The sequence below is a fragment of the Hylemonella sp. GW821-FHT12C09 genome (genome assembly GCF_058807395.1).
Genome location: NZ_JBXAQQ010000011.1, coordinates 140,801 through 155,257 on the forward strand (window position 1 = coordinate 140,801; position 14,457 = coordinate 155,257).

General features: G+C 63.0%; 24 protein-coding genes. 3 read left to right on the top strand and 21 right to left on the bottom strand.

Annotated elements, in window-relative coordinates; translation table 11 throughout:
- Positions 1-16: 16 nt before the first annotated feature.
- From ptsP to AC1RRP_RS17055, 6 genes are read right to left on the bottom strand one after another with little or no spacing between them, the layout of a single operon-like run.
- Entirely contained in the window at positions 17-1,786 is a 1,770-nt protein-coding gene (ptsP, locus tag AC1RRP_RS17030; RefSeq protein WP_493038269.1) for a phosphoenolpyruvate--protein phosphotransferase, read from the bottom strand.
- Positions 1,787-1,826: 40 nt separating this feature from the next.
- On the bottom strand, positions 1,827-2,096 hold the full coding sequence (locus AC1RRP_RS17035) for an HPr family phosphocarrier protein (RefSeq protein ID WP_493038271.1): 270 nt from the start codon (positions 2,094-2,096) through the stop codon (positions 1,827-1,829).
- Positions 2,097-2,129: 33 nt separating this feature from the next.
- Entirely contained in the window at positions 2,130-2,519 is a 390-nt protein-coding gene (locus AC1RRP_RS17040) for a PTS sugar transporter subunit IIA (RefSeq protein ID WP_493038273.1), read from the bottom strand.
- Between the two features lie 10 nt (positions 2,520-2,529).
- Positions 2,530-3,750, bottom strand: coding sequence for an MFS transporter (locus tag AC1RRP_RS17045; RefSeq protein WP_493038275.1), 1,221 nt, complete (start codon positions 3,748-3,750; stop codon positions 2,530-2,532).
- A gap of 58 nt (positions 3,751-3,808) precedes the next feature.
- The gene (locus AC1RRP_RS17050) at positions 3,809-4,321 is read right to left on the bottom strand and encodes a hypothetical protein (protein WP_493038277.1); all 513 of its coding nucleotides are present in this window, start codon (positions 4,319-4,321) and stop codon (positions 3,809-3,811) included.
- A 44-nt stretch (positions 4,322-4,365) separates the two neighbouring features.
- Complete coding sequence (locus tag AC1RRP_RS17055) at positions 4,366-5,070, bottom strand: DUF4197 domain-containing protein (RefSeq protein ID WP_493038278.1); 705 nt, start codon at positions 5,068-5,070, stop codon at positions 4,366-4,368.
- Positions 5,071-5,086: 16 nt separating this feature from the next.
- Between AC1RRP_RS17055 and AC1RRP_RS17060 the strand changes: the two genes are divergently transcribed.
- Positions 5,087-5,584 carry a TlpA disulfide reductase family protein gene (locus AC1RRP_RS17060; protein ID WP_493038280.1) on the top strand — a complete coding sequence of 166 codons (498 nt, stop codon included), beginning with the start codon at positions 5,087-5,089 and terminating at the stop codon, positions 5,582-5,584.
- Positions 5,585-5,671: 87 nt separating this feature from the next.
- On the opposite strand, the gene AC1RRP_RS17065 is transcribed toward AC1RRP_RS17060, so the two are convergent.
- Positions 5,672-6,124 (bottom strand): c-type cytochrome, encoded by a 453-nt coding sequence (locus AC1RRP_RS17065; protein ID WP_493038282.1) that lies wholly within the window; start codon positions 6,122-6,124, stop codon positions 5,672-5,674.
- Between the two features lie 138 nt (positions 6,125-6,262).
- Here AC1RRP_RS17065 and AC1RRP_RS17070 point away from each other — a divergent pair, with 138 nt between their 5' ends.
- Entirely contained in the window at positions 6,263-6,925 is a 663-nt protein-coding gene (locus tag AC1RRP_RS17070) for a cytochrome b/b6 domain-containing protein (protein ID WP_493038284.1), read from the top strand.
- Positions 6,926-6,932: 7 nt separating this feature from the next.
- Here the strand turns inward: AC1RRP_RS17070 and AC1RRP_RS17075 are convergent, their stop codons facing one another.
- Positions 6,933-7,742 (bottom strand): M48 family metallopeptidase, encoded by an 810-nt coding sequence (locus tag AC1RRP_RS17075; RefSeq protein ID WP_493038286.1) that lies wholly within the window; start codon positions 7,740-7,742, stop codon positions 6,933-6,935.
- A gap of 61 nt (positions 7,743-7,803) precedes the next feature.
- On the opposite strand from AC1RRP_RS17075, the gene AC1RRP_RS17080 reads away from it, so the two are divergent.
- Positions 7,804-8,307: a GNAT family N-acetyltransferase gene (locus tag AC1RRP_RS17080; protein WP_493038288.1), complete on the top strand. Its 504-nt coding sequence runs from the start codon at positions 7,804-7,806 to the stop codon at positions 8,305-8,307.
- A gap of 58 nt (positions 8,308-8,365) precedes the next feature.
- On the opposite strand, the gene AC1RRP_RS17085 is transcribed toward AC1RRP_RS17080, so the two are convergent.
- The 13 genes from AC1RRP_RS17085 to AC1RRP_RS17145 form a co-directional block, all read right to left on the bottom strand.
- The gene (locus tag AC1RRP_RS17085) at positions 8,366-8,872 is read right to left on the bottom strand and encodes a peroxiredoxin (RefSeq protein ID WP_493038290.1); all 507 of its coding nucleotides are present in this window, start codon (positions 8,870-8,872) and stop codon (positions 8,366-8,368) included.
- A 98-nt stretch (positions 8,873-8,970) separates the two neighbouring features.
- Complete coding sequence (rpsQ, locus tag AC1RRP_RS17090; protein ID WP_057674135.1) at positions 8,971-9,240, bottom strand: 30S ribosomal protein S17; 270 nt, start codon at positions 9,238-9,240, stop codon at positions 8,971-8,973.
- Positions 9,241-9,250: 10 nt separating this feature from the next.
- Complete coding sequence (rpmC, locus tag AC1RRP_RS17095) at positions 9,251-9,445, bottom strand: 50S ribosomal protein L29 (protein WP_174253572.1); 195 nt, start codon at positions 9,443-9,445, stop codon at positions 9,251-9,253.
- A gap of 16 nt (positions 9,446-9,461) precedes the next feature.
- Positions 9,462-9,878, bottom strand: a complete 417-nt coding sequence (rplP, locus tag AC1RRP_RS17100) for a 50S ribosomal protein L16 (RefSeq protein WP_057674137.1) — start codon at positions 9,876-9,878, stop codon at positions 9,462-9,464.
- Between the two features lie 2 nt (positions 9,879-9,880).
- Entirely contained in the window at positions 9,881-10,774 is an 894-nt protein-coding gene (rpsC, locus tag AC1RRP_RS17105) for a 30S ribosomal protein S3 (RefSeq protein ID WP_493038293.1), read from the bottom strand.
- 15 nt (positions 10,775-10,789) lie between these two features.
- Positions 10,790-11,119 carry a 50S ribosomal protein L22 gene (rplV, locus tag AC1RRP_RS17110; RefSeq protein ID WP_057674139.1) on the bottom strand — a complete coding sequence of 110 codons (330 nt, stop codon included), beginning with the start codon at positions 11,117-11,119 and terminating at the stop codon, positions 10,790-10,792.
- Positions 11,120-11,130: 11 nt separating this feature from the next.
- Complete coding sequence (gene rpsS / locus AC1RRP_RS17115) at positions 11,131-11,409, bottom strand: 30S ribosomal protein S19 (RefSeq protein WP_057674140.1); 279 nt, start codon at positions 11,407-11,409, stop codon at positions 11,131-11,133.
- A gap of 12 nt (positions 11,410-11,421) precedes the next feature.
- Complete coding sequence (gene rplB, locus AC1RRP_RS17120) at positions 11,422-12,246, bottom strand: 50S ribosomal protein L2 (protein WP_057674141.1); 825 nt, start codon at positions 12,244-12,246, stop codon at positions 11,422-11,424.
- A 2-nt stretch (positions 12,247-12,248) separates the two neighbouring features.
- Complete coding sequence (rplW, locus tag AC1RRP_RS17125; RefSeq protein ID WP_057674142.1) at positions 12,249-12,563, bottom strand: 50S ribosomal protein L23; 315 nt, start codon at positions 12,561-12,563, stop codon at positions 12,249-12,251.
- A complete protein-coding gene (gene rplD, locus AC1RRP_RS17130; RefSeq protein WP_493038297.1) occupies positions 12,560-13,180 on the bottom strand; it encodes a 50S ribosomal protein L4 in 621 nt (206 codons plus the stop codon). Before rplD ends, rplW begins: the two co-directional genes overlap by 4 nt.
- A complete protein-coding gene (gene rplC, locus AC1RRP_RS17135) occupies positions 13,180-13,860 on the bottom strand; it encodes a 50S ribosomal protein L3 (protein WP_493038299.1) in 681 nt (226 codons plus the stop codon). Before rplC ends, rplD begins: the two co-directional genes overlap by 1 nt.
- A 191-nt stretch (positions 13,861-14,051) precedes the next feature.
- Positions 14,052-14,366, bottom strand: a complete 315-nt coding sequence (rpsJ, locus tag AC1RRP_RS17140; protein WP_028250951.1) for a 30S ribosomal protein S10 — start codon at positions 14,364-14,366, stop codon at positions 14,052-14,054.
- A 15-nt stretch (positions 14,367-14,381) separates the two neighbouring features.
- On the bottom strand, positions 14,382-14,457 hold a 76-nt coding region (locus AC1RRP_RS17145), incomplete at its 5' end, for an EF-Tu C-terminal domain-related protein (RefSeq protein ID WP_493035514.1).

Below are 14,457 nucleotides of genomic sequence, written 5' to 3' on the forward strand. Positions count from 1 at the left end.
GCGGCCGCCCGCTCGATCAGTTGCCCATGGCCGCCGACGGTTCGTCGGCGTTCAGCACTGTCTGCGCCCAGGGCTGCAGGCGCGTCGTATCGGCCCTCAGCACCTCCTGCTTGACCGCCAGGATCTGGGCCGGGTGCATGGAAAAACTGCGCAGGCCCAGGCCCAGCAACAACCGGGTCATGGCGATGTCGCCGGCCATCTCGCCGCAGACACTGACCCCCTTGCCCTGCGCGCGGCATTCGGAAATCGTGTCCGCCACCAGACGCAGCACGGCCGGGTGCAGCGGGTCATACAGATGGGCCACGGACTCGTCAGCGCGGTCGATCGCCAGGGTGTACTGGATCAGGTCATTGGTGCCCAGTGACAGGTAGTCGAAGTGCTTGAGAAAGGTCTTGAGCATCAACGCCGCCGCCGGGATCTCGATCATGGCGCCCAGCGACACCACCCCGAACCCCCGCCCTTCGCGCTGCAGCTCGGCGCGCGCCTGCTCGACCAGGGCCACGGTCTGACGGATCTCGCTCAGATGCGCCAGCATGGGGATCAGCATCTTGACCGGCCCGTGTGCAGCGGCTCGCAGGATGGCGCGCAGCTGGGTCAGGAACATGGATGGATCGGCCAGGCTCCAGCGTATGGCACGCAGGCCCAGGGCGGGGTTGAGGTGGCTGCCTTCGACGACATTGCTGTCCATCGGCTTGTCAGCGCCGATGTCCACGGTCCGGATCGTGACCGGCAGCCCCTGCATGCCCTCGACCGCCCGACGGTAGGCCTGGTACTGCTCCTCCTCGTCCGGCAGGTGACCGAGCCGCCCCATGAAGAGAAATTCGCTGCGGAACAGGCCCACGCCCACGGCGCCAGCCTTCATGGCCACCGGCGCATCCTCCGGCATCTCGATATTGGCCAGCAGTTCGACCTTCTCGCCATCCAGCGTGACGGCGGGCGTGTTCAGCAGGCGTCCCAGCCGGCTGCGCTCCAGCTCGCGTTGGCGCTGCTTGTACTGGTACTCGGCCAGGATGATGGGAGAAGGGTCGACGATCACCACGCCGGCATCGCCGTCGATGATGACCCAGTCGTCCTGGCGCACCAGCTGGCTGGCGGTGCGTGCGCCCACCACGGCCGGGATGTCCATGCTGCGCGCCACGATGGCGGTGTGCGAGGTCTTGCCCCCGACGTCGGTGACAAAACCCGCGAACAGGCCTTGCTTGAACTGCAACATGTCCGATGGCGAAATCTCGTGCGCGATCAGCACCAGCGGCGTGTCCGTATCTTCCAGCTGCAATTCAGCCGATGGCGCCTTGCGGGCCGCGGCGATGCCGGCAGGCAGGCCGGAGGTGGTCTGGCCCTGCATGGCACGCAAGACCTTTTCGGTGATCTGCTCCAGGTCGGCCTTGCGCTCGCGCAGGTACTCGTCCTCCATTTCGTCGAACTGACGCGCCACCATCTCCAGCTGGGTGGTCAGCGCCCACTCGGCGTTGTAGAGCCGATCGCGGATCCAGTGCTTGACGCCGCCCACCATCTCCTCGTCCTGTAGCAGCATGAGGTGCACGTCGAGCAGGGCTCGCAACTCGTGCGGCGCATCCTTGGGTCCGAGCTGTGTGATGGTGTGCTGCAGGCGATGGAGCTCGTCCACCACCGCATCGCGCCCACGCTTCACACGCTCGATCTCGCGCTCCACCTGCGCGGGCTCGATGAAGTAGTGCGCCACGTCGACTCGGCTGCTGGCGACCAGCACGGCACGCCCGATGGCAATGCCGCGCGCGACCGCCAAGCCGTGGATGGAGAAGGTCATGCCTCGTCTCCTGGTACATCGGCCTGACGGCGGCGCATGATCATTCGCCCTCGCCGAACTTGTCGTTGATCAGCAGCAGCAACGCATCCACGGCCTCCTGGGCGCGATCGCCCTGGGCCTCGATCTCGACCGCGCTGCCCAGGCCGGCGGCGAGCATCATCACACCCATGATGCTCTTGGCGTTCACGCGCCGCTCACCGCGGGACAGCCAGACTTCGCAAGGGAAGCTGCCCGCCATCTTGGTGAGCTTGGCCGAGGCCCGGGCATGCAGCCCGAGCTTGTTGCTGATGGTGACACTGGCCTTGATCATTCCTTGGTCCCTATCTTTTGTCCGTTCAAATCGTCACACCGCCGTCACCTGCAGCACACCCTGCGTGCCACCTTGCAGGGCACGGGCCAGCAGCTCGTCCAGCGGCTCGTGCTGGTAAGTCACGGCGCGCAACAGCATGGGCAGGTTCACCCCTGCCAGCAGGCGCGCCTGACGTCCTTCCTGCAGCTGCCCTGCCACATTGCAGGGCGTGGCGCCCAGCACGTCGGTCAGCAGCAACAGCGGAGCCTGCCCCAGCGGGCCAAGGGCCTGCCGTGCCTGCGCCACGCTCTGCGCGATCGGCGCATCAGGCTGCACGTCCACAGCGACCACGCCGCCCAGGCGCTCAGGAAAGACATGGGCCACGCACTGGCGCAGTGCACTGGCCAGCGGCGCATGGGCGATGATGACGATGCCGTTGTTCATGCTGACCTGATTATGTCTTTTTCGCCGCCAGGAAATAGAGATAGGACAGCAGGTTCAACAGCAGAAACACACCCAACGCACCCTGGAAGGCCTGCGCCTGGGCCCAGCCCCCCGCGACAAAGGCATCGATCAGCAGGCCGATGCCCCACTGCACCACGAACACCCCGGCAAAAATGACCAGGTTGTAGGCCGAAAGAGCCCGTCCTGCGAGTTCTGAGGGGAAGGCCATGCCCACGGCCGGCTGCGCCAGCGAGAGGAAGGTGGAACTGACGCAGAACAGCGCCCACAACAAACCGGCATGAGGCGCCCCGGATTCGCCAGCCAGCACGATGGCCGCCAGCAGCAACAGACTCAGCGGGGTGCCCCAGGCGATCAGCTGGTTGGTGCGCACACCACGCCGCGTCAGTCGCGGAATCAACAGGCCCCAGGACCAGAAGGTGGTCAGCATGGCCACATTGATCCAGAACAGGCCGGTGGCCGCCTGCACCGGCGTGTAGCCAGCGACACGGGTCATCCAAGGTACGGCCCACAAGGTCTGGATGGCCACCATCCCACCGTAGTTGAAGAAGCCCAGCGGTGTCAGGCGACGGAAATAGGCATGCCGCCAGACTTCTGCATAGCTGCCCGCCGCTGCATCTGCCACGGAGGGAGGCGCCGTCTTTTGCCAGCGCGGTACCTGCCAGGCAATCAAGGCCATGGACAACAACAACAAACCCGCCAGACCCCAGAACAGGGGACGCCAGCCGTAGCTCGGCAGCAACCATTGCACCGGCAGCGTGGATGCCACCATGCCCATGGAGCCTGTCATCAGCATCCAGGAATTGGCACGCAGCTGGCTGGCCGGGTCCAGCCAGCGCCGAAAACCCGTCAACGGCGCCATCAGGCAGGCAGCCAGACCGACGCCGCACAGTACGCGCGCAACCAGGAGGCCCGAGAAGCTCGTCGCCTGCGAGAAGGCCAGACAGCCCATGACGGCCACGGCCAGAAAGCCGAGGATGACGGTCTTCGGCCCCTGTCGGTCCAGCCAGCGCCCCAGTGGCAACTGCATGGCAGCAAAACCGAGAAAGTAACCTCCCGCCAGCAGGCCCAGATCGCGCGCATGCAGACTGAATTCCTGGGTCAGTTGCGGGGAGAGCGTGGCGGTGATCGCGCGGATCAAGGCCGAGAAAAAATAGGCAAAGGCAAAAGCCAGGAAAACCAGTACCGCCCCACGGCGGTTCAAGGTACTCACAGGTTTACCTCCATGCTGCGCATTGCGGTGCGAGCGCCTTCGGGCAGCCGGGCGGCGCTCATGGCAGCTCCAGGCCGCTGAAGAAGGGTTCGCTCATCTCGGTGGCGATGCGCTCGGCATAGATGACCGCGTGGTACAGGCGTGTGCCGTGGGCAAACCACACCGCATCGGCCGCCACCGGCTGGCCGTCGGGTCGCAGACCCCGGGCCTTCAGGCGTACGGGCTCCAGCATGGCATTCGCCCCCTTGAGGCTCCAGGCACTGCTGGTCGAAGCGGTGGCCTGCATATTCCCCAGCAGACTGGCCTGCCATTGGACCTGCACGGCCAGCGCATGCCTGGCATCCCCGAGTTCGGCCACGGATACGGCGTACAGGGTTCCGGCGGCTTCGCAACCCAACATCTGCACCTCGATCTCCCGACCCGCCAGACTCTGCCGCCGGCTGCCCTGGTCCGGCTTGCAAGGCAGCAAGGCCTTGAGCTCGCCACCGGGCCGGACTTCGCGCCAATTGAGGGAAGGGCTGCAGGCAGCCAGTACAAGGGCCAGGCCCAGAAGCAGGTATTGACGATACATCCGCAAATTATCCCCGCCGTGGCGGCTTGGACATCCCCGGCGCACTACTTGAGTGCGCCAAAGACCTTGCCGAGCAGTGCGCTGCCCGTCGCCACCGGATCTCTGCGGATCTTGCGCTCCTCCTCACCGATCACGTAGTACAGACCGTCCAGGGCCTTGGTGGTCACATATTGTTCGATGCTCGCATCCTCCCGGCGCAGCAGGCCGAAATCGGCCGCCTTGCCGGCGATGTGGTTGTACTGGCCGGCCAGGCCGACTTTTTCGGTGCTGCGCGTCACCATGGGCAGAAATTTCTGTCCTAGCGGCAGCCGGGTCTTGTCGGCAAAGAAGGTGGTCACCGAGGTCTCGTGCCCACCCAGGATCTTCTTGCCATCGGCGACCGTCATGCCGCGCACGGCACCCAGCATCAGCTCCTGCGCCATGGGCACCGCCGCCTCTGCTGCGCGGTTCATTGTCGTCACCAGCTCGTCCAGACGGCCGCCTTGACCGAAGGTGCGCAGCATCTGCTCGGCATCCTGCAGCTGGCGGGGCAGGGGGATCCTGACTTTCTCGTTGCCAAGAAAGCCATTGAGCTGCCCCAGCTGGCCGATGGCACTGCGTGCGCCGCGCTCCAGAGCGGCCTTGAGGGCACGCACCGCCTCCCCCTGGCTCAACTCATCCAGGGTGAGCGCCCGGGCCGGCCCCACATGCAGCAAGGGAACTCCCAGCAGCACTGGCCATCCAATCGAATTAAACTTCCGCCTGTCCATGTCCTATTCCCCGTCTATGAAACGCGCCCTCTATCTTGCCGCAGTTGCCGCCGTTGCCATCGCCGGCTGGCTGCTGTTGCGTGCGCACGGCTTCGGCCCGGCTCCGGAATCCACCTTCGTGCTGCTGGACGGCTCGAAACAGACCACCGCCGATTTTCGCGGCCGCGTCGTCCTGGTGAACTTCTGGGCAACCAGCTGCACCACCTGTGTGGCAGAGATGCCCAGACTGATGGCGACCTACGACAAGTACCGCGAGCGCGGCTTCGATACCGTGGCGGTGGCCATGAGTTATGACCCGCCCAGCTATGTCGTCAATTTCAGCCAGACCCGCAAGCTGCCGTTCAAGGTGGCCATCGACAACACGGGCAGCGTGGCCACGGCCTGGGGTGAGGTGCGTCTGACCCCGACCACCTACCTGGTCGACAAGCGCGGCCAGATCGTCAAGCGTTATGTTGGCGAGCCCGATTTCGCCGAGTTGCACCGACTCATCGAGGAACTGCTGGTTCAGGCCTGAGCGTTCCCTCCAAGGACAAGGGGCAGCGCAGGCTGCCCCTTTCCATTTCATGACCAGCCCTCCAGCGGCGAAGGGCCAGACCTCAGTTCACTTGCCCCGGAAATCGTCGTGGCATGCCTTGCAGGTGCCCGACGTTGCCTGGAAAGCCGTCTTGATGCTGTCCAGGTTGCCGGTCTTGGCAGCGGCTGCGAGCTTGCTCATTTCGCTCTGCATCTTGTCGGCAGCCGCCTTGAACTTGGCCTGCTCCGTCCAGATCTCCGGCAAGGCCTTGGTGTCGCCCTTGTCCGTGCCGTCACCAAAGGCTGCCCAGGGCAGCTTGGCCATGCTGTCGGCGATGGCCGCGTTGTCGGCCGCAGCCTTGGCGTCGAAAGGCACGCGTCCGCTGGCCATGGCACCCACGCGCGCGTAGTGCTGCTGCATCACAAACAGGGCGTTCTTGCGATATTTGATGGCATCTTCCGGCTTGGCGAATTGGGCCGATGCCACACCACTGAAGCCGATGGCCGCGGCTGCGGCGACAAGGATACTCACTGTTTTCATGTTCTTCCTTTGCTGGTAAACGGGAAGGTTCCCGCTGTTGGGAGCCGCTGCCGGAATCAAAGTTCGCACGATTTCCCTTAACTCAGGGAAAATACTGAGCAACGCCTTTCCCTCACGCATCCTATCCTAGGGCTCGCCATGCCGCATCTCGTCAGAATCTGGGACCTTCCCACCCGCCTCTTCCACTGGCTGCTGGCGCTCGGCGTCGTTGCCCTCGTGACCACGGCCCAGCTCGGCTGCATGGAATGGCATTTCCGCCTGGGATATGCCGTGTTGACCTTGTTGCTTTTCCGCCTGGCCTGGGGTCTGTTCGGCGGACGCTGGTCACGCTTCACGGCTTTTATCTATTCTCCGGCAAGCCTGTGGCGTTACCTGCGCGGCCAGGGTGACCCTTCGCATGCCGTTGGGCACAGCCCTGCCGGGGCGCTCTCAGTATTCGCCTTGCTGTTTTTTCTGCTGGCACAGATCGGCAGCGGCCTGTTCAGTGATGATGAGATTGCCGCCAGCGGACCGTTGACCCGTCTGGCCTCCAGCGACTTCGTGAGCCTGGCCTCCTGGTACCACCGCGAGGTCGGCAAGCGCGTGCTGATCGTGCTCGTGATACTGCACATCCTGGCCATCCTCTATTACCTCTGGCGCAAGCGGCAGAACCTGGTGCGACCCATGCTCACCGGTGACAAGGAGTTGGCGCAACCAGCCCCTGCCTCCCGCGATGACGCGCGCAGTCGCCTCCTGGCCGCGGGGCTGCTGCTGCTGAGCGCCGCCGGCGTCACGCTGCTCTTGTGGCTCGCAGCGCCCTGAGCCTGTCTCAGCGTTTCCTGCTTTGCTCGTACAGGGGCATCACGACGACACTGAGTCGTGCGAGGTCCTGCTGACGCGAGTCCGGTGACGGGTGCGTGCTGAGAAACTCGGGGGGGCGCCCACCGCCCAGCTGGTTCATCTTCTGCCACAGGCTGATCGCCGCACGCGGGTCGTAACCTGCGCGCGCCGCCAGCTCGACACCGATCTGATCCGCCTCGGTCTCGGCCTCGCGACTGCGAGGCAGGGTCAGACTGACATCGGTCACCATATTGCCCAGATCGGCCAGCACCTGGCTGCCCGTCACGATGGCCAGCACCAGCCCCGGCACGCGGGCGGCCTGCTGCATCGAAACCTGTTCGCGTACATGCTCGCGCAGGGCGTGCGCGATTTCATGGCCCATCACGGCAGCCAGTTCGTCGTCAGTGATCTTGAGTTTCTCGATCAGGCCGCTGTAGATGCCGATCTTGCCGCCCGCCATGCAGAACGCATTGACCTGGTCGCTGTGGAAGACATTCGTTTCCCAGCGCCAGCCCTGCGCGTCGGGGCGGAAATGCCCGGTCTGGGCAACCAGCCTCTTGGCAATACCCTGCACCCGCGCCAGCATGGCCGCATCGACGTTGAGTTCCTTCTTGCGCTCGGCCTCCTGCAGCATCTTGCGATAGGACTGCGCCGAAGCCGCATCCACCTCCGCGGCACTGACCCCCATGTACTGGTTGCGCGTGACACCGACCTGCCCCGCCCCGGTGGTCTGCACCGTCTGGCAACCAGCAAGCAGCCCTGCGGCCAGAAGCGCCCCCAGCCACAGGCCGGCGCCCACCCATGAATTCCGTCTTTGCCTCACGCTAAACTCGATTCTCATTTTCTGATGCATCCTTGCCGTGAACCAGCCTGTCGTTGAAATCCTGACGCCACAATCGCCTGCCGAGTTTGACGCCGTACGCGAGATTTTCCGCGAGTACGCCGCCAGTCTCAACATCGACCTGTGTTTCCAGGGTTTTGAGCAGGAGCTCACCACCCTGCCCGGCGACTATGCCACCCCACGCGGCGCCCTGCTATTGGCCCGCATAGATGGCCAGAGCGCCGGCTGCTGTGCCCTGCGCCCCCTGGACAGCGCGGACTATCCCAACGCCTGCGAGATGAAACGCCTGTATGTGCGCCCTGCCTTTCGCGGGCTCGGCCTGGGCCGCCGGCTTGCCCAGGCCATCCTGGACGCAGCCCATCTCTACGCCTACGACCACGTTCTGCTCGACACCCTCAACGAGATGGAGGCCGCCCGCACACTCTACGAGGACTTGGGATTTGTGGAAGTGCCCCCTTACTACCACAATCCCATCGCCGGCGCCCACTACCTGATGGCCACGCTTGGGGACACCCGCCTGTAGCTCGTCCAAGAAAAAGCCACCGCTGCGGCGGTGGCTTTTTCTGTAGCTTCGAAGCGACTCAGGCCTTGGCTTGGCCCAGCAGGGTGCCGGCGTCACTGACTTCGAACTTGCCCGGCGCCTCGATGTTCAGGGTCTTGACCTTGCCGTCCTTGACCAGCATCGAATAACGGTTGCTGCGCAGACCCATGCCACGGGCCGTCAGATCGAGCGTGAGCCCGGTCGCCTTGGCGAAGTCGGCGCTGCCGTCAGCCAGCATGCGGACCTTGCTGCCCGTCTTCTGGTCACGCGCCCAGGCGCCCATGACAAAAGCATCGTTCACACTCACGCACCAGATTTCGTCGACGCCGGCCGCCTTGAATTCGTTGAACTTCTCGACATAACCCGGCACGTGCTTGGCCGAGCAGGTCGGGGTGTAGGCACCCGGCAGACCGAAGATGGCGATCGTCTTGCCCGCCACAGCCTTGTTCACATCCACCGCATTGGGGCCGATGCTGCAGCCATTGCCTTCGACTTCGGAATATTCCATCAGCGTGGCGCCAGGCAGGGTATCACCGACTTTGATCATGTTGTGCTCCTCGAATTTGCAGTTGGGGTTGGCCAAAAAAAACGGCTCACGCATTGTGAGCCGTTTTTGTCTGTCCTGCAGCCTGTGCTGCAATGAACTTAGACCGCAGCAGCCTTTTCGACCAGACGGGTGGCAACCCAGTTCTTGGTCTTGGAAATCGGCTTGCTCTCGGTGATTTCGATCACGTCGCCCAGCTTGTACTCGCCCTTTTCGTCATGGGCGTGGTACTTGCTCGACTTGGCGACGATCTTGCCGTAGAGCTCGTGCATCACACGACGCTCGACCAGCACGGTCACGGTCTTGGTTCGCTTGTCGCTGACCACCTTGCCAACCAAGGTGCGCTTGAGGGATTTTTTAGCTTCCGTCATTCAGTGCTCCTTATTTGGCGGCTTGCTTTTCAGCAAGAATGGTCTTGGCACGGGCGATGTCACGGCGGGTGTTGCCCAGCGTGGCCGTGTTGTTCAATTGTTGCGTGGCTTTTTGCATGCGCAGGCCAAAGTGAGCCTTTTGCAGCTCCTTGACCTCAGCTTGCAGGCCGGCAACGTCTTTCTGGCGCAGTTCAGCAGCTTTCATTTCTTCATTCTCCTGATTACTGGCCGATCATGCGGCTGACGAAGGTGGTGCGCAGCGGCAGCTTGGCGGCAGCCAGCTTGAACGCTTCACGGGCCAGCTCTTCGGGCACACCGACGATCTCGAACACGATCTTGCCGGGCTGGATTTCAGCCACGTAGTACTCCGGGTTGCCCTTGCCGTTACCCATACGCACTTCAGCGGGCTTCTGGGAAATCGGCTTGTCGGGGAACACGCGGATCCAGATGCGGCCGCCACGCTTGACGTGACGGGAGATGGCACGACGTGCCGCCTCGATCTGGCGAGCCGTCAGGCGGCCGCGGTCGGTACATTTCAGACCGAAGTCGCCAAAGGCAACCGAACTGCCACGGGTGGCAATACCGGTGTTACGGCCTTTTTGCTCCTTGCGGTATTTTCTACGTGCAGGTTGCAGCATGTTTATTCTCCTTTGGCGCCGTCAGCTGCTGCAGCTGGCGCGGCGACTTTGCGGACGCGCTTAACGGCGGTTTTCGGGGCATCGGCACCAGCGGTGGCCTCTGCGGGTTTGTCGCTGCCATCGGCAGGCGCGGCGGCTGAACCAGCCGGGCGACGGGCACCGCGGGGGGCCGCGGGACGGTCACCGGCAGGACGGCCATCGCGACGGGGGCCACGCGGACGACGCTCTTCTTCGGCACGCGGCTCGACGGCTGCGGGCAGATCGTTGCGGCCCAGGGTGTCGCCCTTGTAGACCCAGACCTTGACGCCGATGACGCCGTAGGTGGTCTTGGCTTCCGAGGTACCGTAGTCGATGTCGGCGCGCAGGGTGTGCAGCGGCACACGGCCTTCGCGATACCACTCGGTACGGGCGATCTCGATGCCGTTCAGACGGCCAGCCGACATGATCTTGATGCCCAGGGCACCCAGACGCATGGCGTTCTGCATGGCGCGCTTCATGGCGCGGCGGAACATGATCCGCTTTTCGAGCTGCTGGGTGATGCTGTCGGCGATCAGCTTGGCATCGATTTCGGGCTTGCGCACTTCCTCGATGTTCACGGCCACCGGCACGCCCAGCTGCTTGCCCAGATCGCGCTTGAGGTTCTCGATGTCCTCGCCCTTCTTGCCGATCACGACGCCCGGACGAGCCGAGAAGATCGTGATGCGGGCGTTCTTGGCGGGGCGCTCGATCAGCACGCGCGAAACGGAGGCGTTCTTCAGCTTGGCCTTCAGGTACTCGCGCACCTTGATGTCTTCAGCCAGCATGCCGGCGAAGTCACGGTTGCTGGCGTACCAGCGCGAGGCCCAGTTACGGCTGACGGCGAGGCGGAAGCCGGTCGGGTTGATTTTTTGTCCCATATCCTTCTGACCTCTTTAGTTGCCGACCGTCACGTACACATGGCACGTGGGCTTGCTGATACGGTTGCCACGGCCCTTGGCGCGGGCGGTAAAACGCTTGAGCGTGGTGCCTTGTTCGACGTAGATGGTCTTGACCTTCAGTTCATCGATATCGGCGCCATCGTTGTGCTCGGCGTTGGCAATGGCGGACTCCAGAACCTTCTTGATGATCACGGCAGCTTTTTTCTGCGTGAACTGCAGGATGTTCAGGGCTTGGTCGACCTTCTTGCCACGGATCAGATCCGCGACCAGACGGCCCTTGTCCACCGACAGGCGGACACCACGAAGGGTTGCACGTGTTTCCATGTTCAATTCCCTTATTTCTTCTGGACTTTTTTGTCCGCAGGGTGGCCCTTGAAGGTGCGGGTCAGTGCGAACTCACCCAGCTTGTGGCCCACCATTTGGTCAGTGATATAGACAGGTACGTGCTGCTTGCCGTTGTGCACGGCGATCGTCAGACCGATGAACTCGGGCAGGATCATGGAGCGACGCGACCAGGTCTTGATCGGCTTCTTGTCCTTGGTGGCAACGGCCTTGTCGACCTTGGCCACCAGGTGATGGTCCACGAAGGGACCTTTTTTCAGAGAGCGTGTCATTGTGCGTTCCCCTTACTTCTTGCGACGCGACACGATCATGACCTGCGTGCGCTTGTTGTTACGGGTACGGTAACCCTTGGTCAGATTGCCCCACGGATCGACCGGATGACGGCCTTCGCCAGTCTTGCCTTCACCACCACCATGCGGGTGGTCGACCGGGTTCATGACCACGCCTCGAACGGTCGGGCGAATACCCATCCAGCGCTTCACACCGGCCTTGCCGAGCTGGCGCAGGCTGTGTTCTTCGTTGGCGACCTGGCCAATGGTGGCGCGGCACTCGATGTGAATCTTGCGCACTTCGCCCGAACGCATACGGACCTGGGCGTAGGTACCTTCGCGCGCCAACAGCGTGGCCGACGCACCAGCGGAACGCACCACTTGGGCACCCTTGCCGACTTGCAGCTCGATGCAGTGGATGATGGAGCCCACCGGGATGTTGCGGATCGGCAGGGTGTTGCCCACACGGATCGGCGCTTCAGAACCGTTCAGGATGGTGGCGCCCACTTCCAGGCCGCGCGGCGCGATGATGTAGCGACGCTCACCGTCGGCATAGCACACCAGAGCGATGTGAGCCGAGCGGTTCGGATCGTATTCAATGCGCTCGACCTTGGCCGGAATGCCGTCCTTGTTGCGCTTGAAGTCGACCACGCGGTAGTGGTGCTTGTGACCGCCGCCCTTGTGACGGGTGGTGATGTGGCCGTTGTTGTTGCGGCCGGCCTGCTGGAACTGGGGTTCGAGCAGAGGCGCGTAGGCCTCACCCTTGTACAGGTGGTCACGCGAGATCTTCACCACGCCACGACGGCCCGGCGAAGTCGGTTTCATTTTGATGACAGCCATGATTACGCAGCCTCCCCGGACAGGTTCAGCTCTTGACCCGGCTGCAGCGTCACGTAGGCCTTGCGAACGTTGTCGCGACGACCGACGGACTTGCCATAGCGCTTGGTCTTGCCCTTGGTATTCACCACAGACACGCCCTTGACCTCAACCTTGAACATCAGTTCCACGGCGGCCTTGATTTCAGGCTTGGTCGCGTCCTGCAGCACCTTGAACGTCACTGCATTGCTCTTCTCGGCAACCATGGTGGCCTTTTCGGACACGATGGGAGCGACGAGCACCTGCATCAGACGACCTTCTTCAAACTTGGCGGTGCTCATGCGAACATCTCCTTGAGTTGGTCCATGGCAGCCTTGGTGACCAGCACCTTGCGGTAGTGCACCAGCGACAGCGGGTCAGCGTAACGCGGCTCGACCACCAGCACATTGGTCAGGTTGCGCGAAGCCAGGTACAGGTTTTCGTCGACCTGGTCGGCGATCACCAGCACGGAGTCCAGGTTCATGGCCTTGAACTTGGCAGCGAGCTGCTTGGTCTTGGGCGAATCCACCTTGAGGGACTCGACCACGGCCAGGCGACCTTCGCGGGCCAGCTGCGAGAAGATCGAAGCCATACCGGCGCGGTACATCTTCTTGTTGATCTTCTGGGTGAAGTTCTCGTCCGGCATGTTCGGGAAGATGCGACCGCCCCCGCGCCACAGCGGGGAGGAGGTCATACCAGCACGAGCGCGGCCAGTACCCTTCTGCTTGAACGGCTTCTTAGTCGAGTGCTTGACCTGTTCGCGGTCCTTCTGGGCACGGGTGCCCTGGCGGGCGTTGGCCTGGAAGGCCACCACGATCTGGTGCACCAGCGCTTCGTTGTATTCACGACCAAAAACGGTGTCCGGGGCTTCCATCTTGGAAGCGGCCTGGCCCTGGTCGTTCAGGAGTTCGATCTGCATCAGTTCGCCCCTTTCGCTGTCTTGGCCTTGGCCTTCACGGCGTGGCGCACCGTCACGAAACCACCGGCGGAACCAGGGATCGCGCCCTTGATCAGCAGCAGTTGACGTGCTTCATCAATACGGATGACGTCCAGGTTCTGGATCGTCTTGGTCTGGTCGCCCATGTGGCCCGTCATGCGCTTGCCCGGGAACACGCGGCCCGGATCCTGCGCCATGGAGATGGAGCCCGGAACGTTGTGCGAACGGCTGTTACCGTGCGACGCGCGCTGCGACTTGAAGTTGTGGCGCTTGATCGTGCCGGCAAAGCCCTTGCCGATCGAGGTGCCCTGCACGTCGACCTTCTGGCCCACGGCGAACACATCGGTCACAGCCACAGCAGCACCAGCCTGGTACTTGGCGGCGGCATCGGCCTCAACACGGAATTCCTGGATGATTTCACCAGCCTCAACCCCTGCCTTGGCAAGGTGGCCAGCTTCCGGCTTGGTCACGCGCGACGCTTTGCGCGAGCCAAAGGTCACCTGGAGGGCGACATAGCCGTCGTTGTCCTGGGTTTTGATCTGGGTCACTCGGTTGTTGGACACATCCACCACCGTGACGGGCACTGCATCGCCGTCATCAGTGAACAGACGCATCATGCCCACCTTGCGCCCCAGCAACCCCAATCGATTGCTCAGACTCATTTTTTCTCCTTTGCTTTCACCGCCACGACTTCAATTGGTCGTGGACGTTGGAATGTGAAAGAGGGTTAATAAAACTCGGTCGAAATTCGACAGAGCCTGACAGTATAGCCTGATCTGCCATTTCTGGCAAATCAGGCCATTTCCGTCGATTTTGGGGCGCCCGCCTTTCGGCCTGGAACCCCGAACTTTCCTTACTGCAGCTTGATCTCGACGTCCACACCAGCCGGCAGGTCGAGCTTCATCAGGGCGTCGACCGTCTTGTCAGTCGGGTCCACGATGTCCATCAGGCGCTGGTGGGTGCGGATTTCAAACTGGTCGCGGCTGGTCTTGTTGACGTGCGGCGAACGCAGAATGTCGAAACGCTTCATGCGCGTCGGCAGGGGCACGGGGCCCTTGACGATGGCGCCGGTGCGCTTGGCAGTGTCCACGATCTCGGCAGCCGACTGGTCGATCAGCTTGTAGTCGAACGCCTTGAGGCGGATACGGATTTTTTGCTTGGTAGCCATGTTCGTTCCTTGCAATTAGGCCAGGATCTTGGCGACCACACCGGCGCCCACGGTCTTGCCGCCTTCGCGGATGGCGAAGCGCAGGCCTTCT

Bases quoted from the DNA above. Each gene is read 5' to 3' on its own strand.
- AC1RRP_RS17085 (WP_493038290.1), bottom strand. From the start codon at position 8,872: ATGATCAAAGTCGGTGATACCCTGCCTGGCGCCACGCTGATGGAATAT.
- rpsQ (WP_057674135.1), bottom strand. From the start codon at position 9,240: ATGACGGAAGCTAAAAAATCCCTCAAGCGCACCTTGGTTGGCAAGGTG.
- rpsS (WP_057674140.1), bottom strand. From the start codon at position 11,409: ATGACACGCTCTCTGAAAAAAGGTCCCTTCGTGGACCATCACCTGGTG.
- rplC (WP_493038299.1), bottom strand. From the start codon at position 13,860: ATGAGTCTGAGCAATCGATTGGGGTTGCTGGGGCGCAAGGTGGGCATG.
- rpsC (WP_493038293.1), bottom strand. From the start codon at position 10,774: ATGGGACAAAAAATCAACCCGACCGGCTTCCGCCTCGCCGTCAGCCGT.
- AC1RRP_RS17040 (WP_493038273.1), bottom strand. From the start codon at position 2,519: ATGAACAACGGCATCGTCATCATCGCCCATGCGCCGCTGGCCAGTGCA.
- rplD (WP_493038297.1), bottom strand. From the start codon at position 13,180: ATGCAGATCGAACTCCTGAACGACCAGGGCCAGGCCGCTTCCAAGATG.
- AC1RRP_RS17070 (WP_493038284.1), top strand. From the start codon at position 6,263: ATGCCGCATCTCGTCAGAATCTGGGACCTTCCCACCCGCCTCTTCCAC.
- rpmC (WP_174253572.1), bottom strand. From the start codon at position 9,445: ATGAAAGCTGCTGAACTGCGCCAGAAAGACGTTGCCGGCCTGCAAGCT.
- AC1RRP_RS17050 (WP_493038277.1), bottom strand. From the start codon at position 4,321: ATGTATCGTCAATACCTGCTTCTGGGCCTGGCCCTTGTACTGGCTGCC.
- rplB (WP_057674141.1), bottom strand. From the start codon at position 12,246: ATGGCTGTCATCAAAATGAAACCGACTTCGCCGGGCCGTCGTGGCGTG.
- rplV (WP_057674139.1), bottom strand. From the start codon at position 11,119: ATGGAAACACGTGCAACCCTTCGTGGTGTCCGCCTGTCGGTGGACAAG.
- AC1RRP_RS17060 (WP_493038280.1), top strand. From the start codon at position 5,087: ATGAAACGCGCCCTCTATCTTGCCGCAGTTGCCGCCGTTGCCATCGCC.
- rpsJ (WP_028250951.1), bottom strand. From the start codon at position 14,366: ATGGCTACCAAGCAAAAAATCCGTATCCGCCTCAAGGCGTTCGACTAC.
- rplW (WP_057674142.1), bottom strand. From the start codon at position 12,563: ATGAGCACCGCCAAGTTTGAAGAAGGTCGTCTGATGCAGGTGCTCGTC.
- ptsP (WP_493038269.1), bottom strand. From the start codon at position 1,786: ATGACCTTCTCCATCCACGGCTTGGCGGTCGCGCGCGGCATTGCCATC.
- AC1RRP_RS17035 (WP_493038271.1), bottom strand. From the start codon at position 2,096: ATGATCAAGGCCAGTGTCACCATCAGCAACAAGCTCGGGCTGCATGCC.
- AC1RRP_RS17065 (WP_493038282.1), bottom strand. From the start codon at position 6,124: ATGAAAACAGTGAGTATCCTTGTCGCCGCAGCCGCGGCCATCGGCTTC.
- rplP (WP_057674137.1), bottom strand. From the start codon at position 9,878: ATGCTGCAACCTGCACGTAGAAAATACCGCAAGGAGCAAAAAGGCCGT.
- AC1RRP_RS17055 (WP_493038278.1), bottom strand. From the start codon at position 5,070: ATGGACAGGCGGAAGTTTAATTCGATTGGATGGCCAGTGCTGCTGGGA.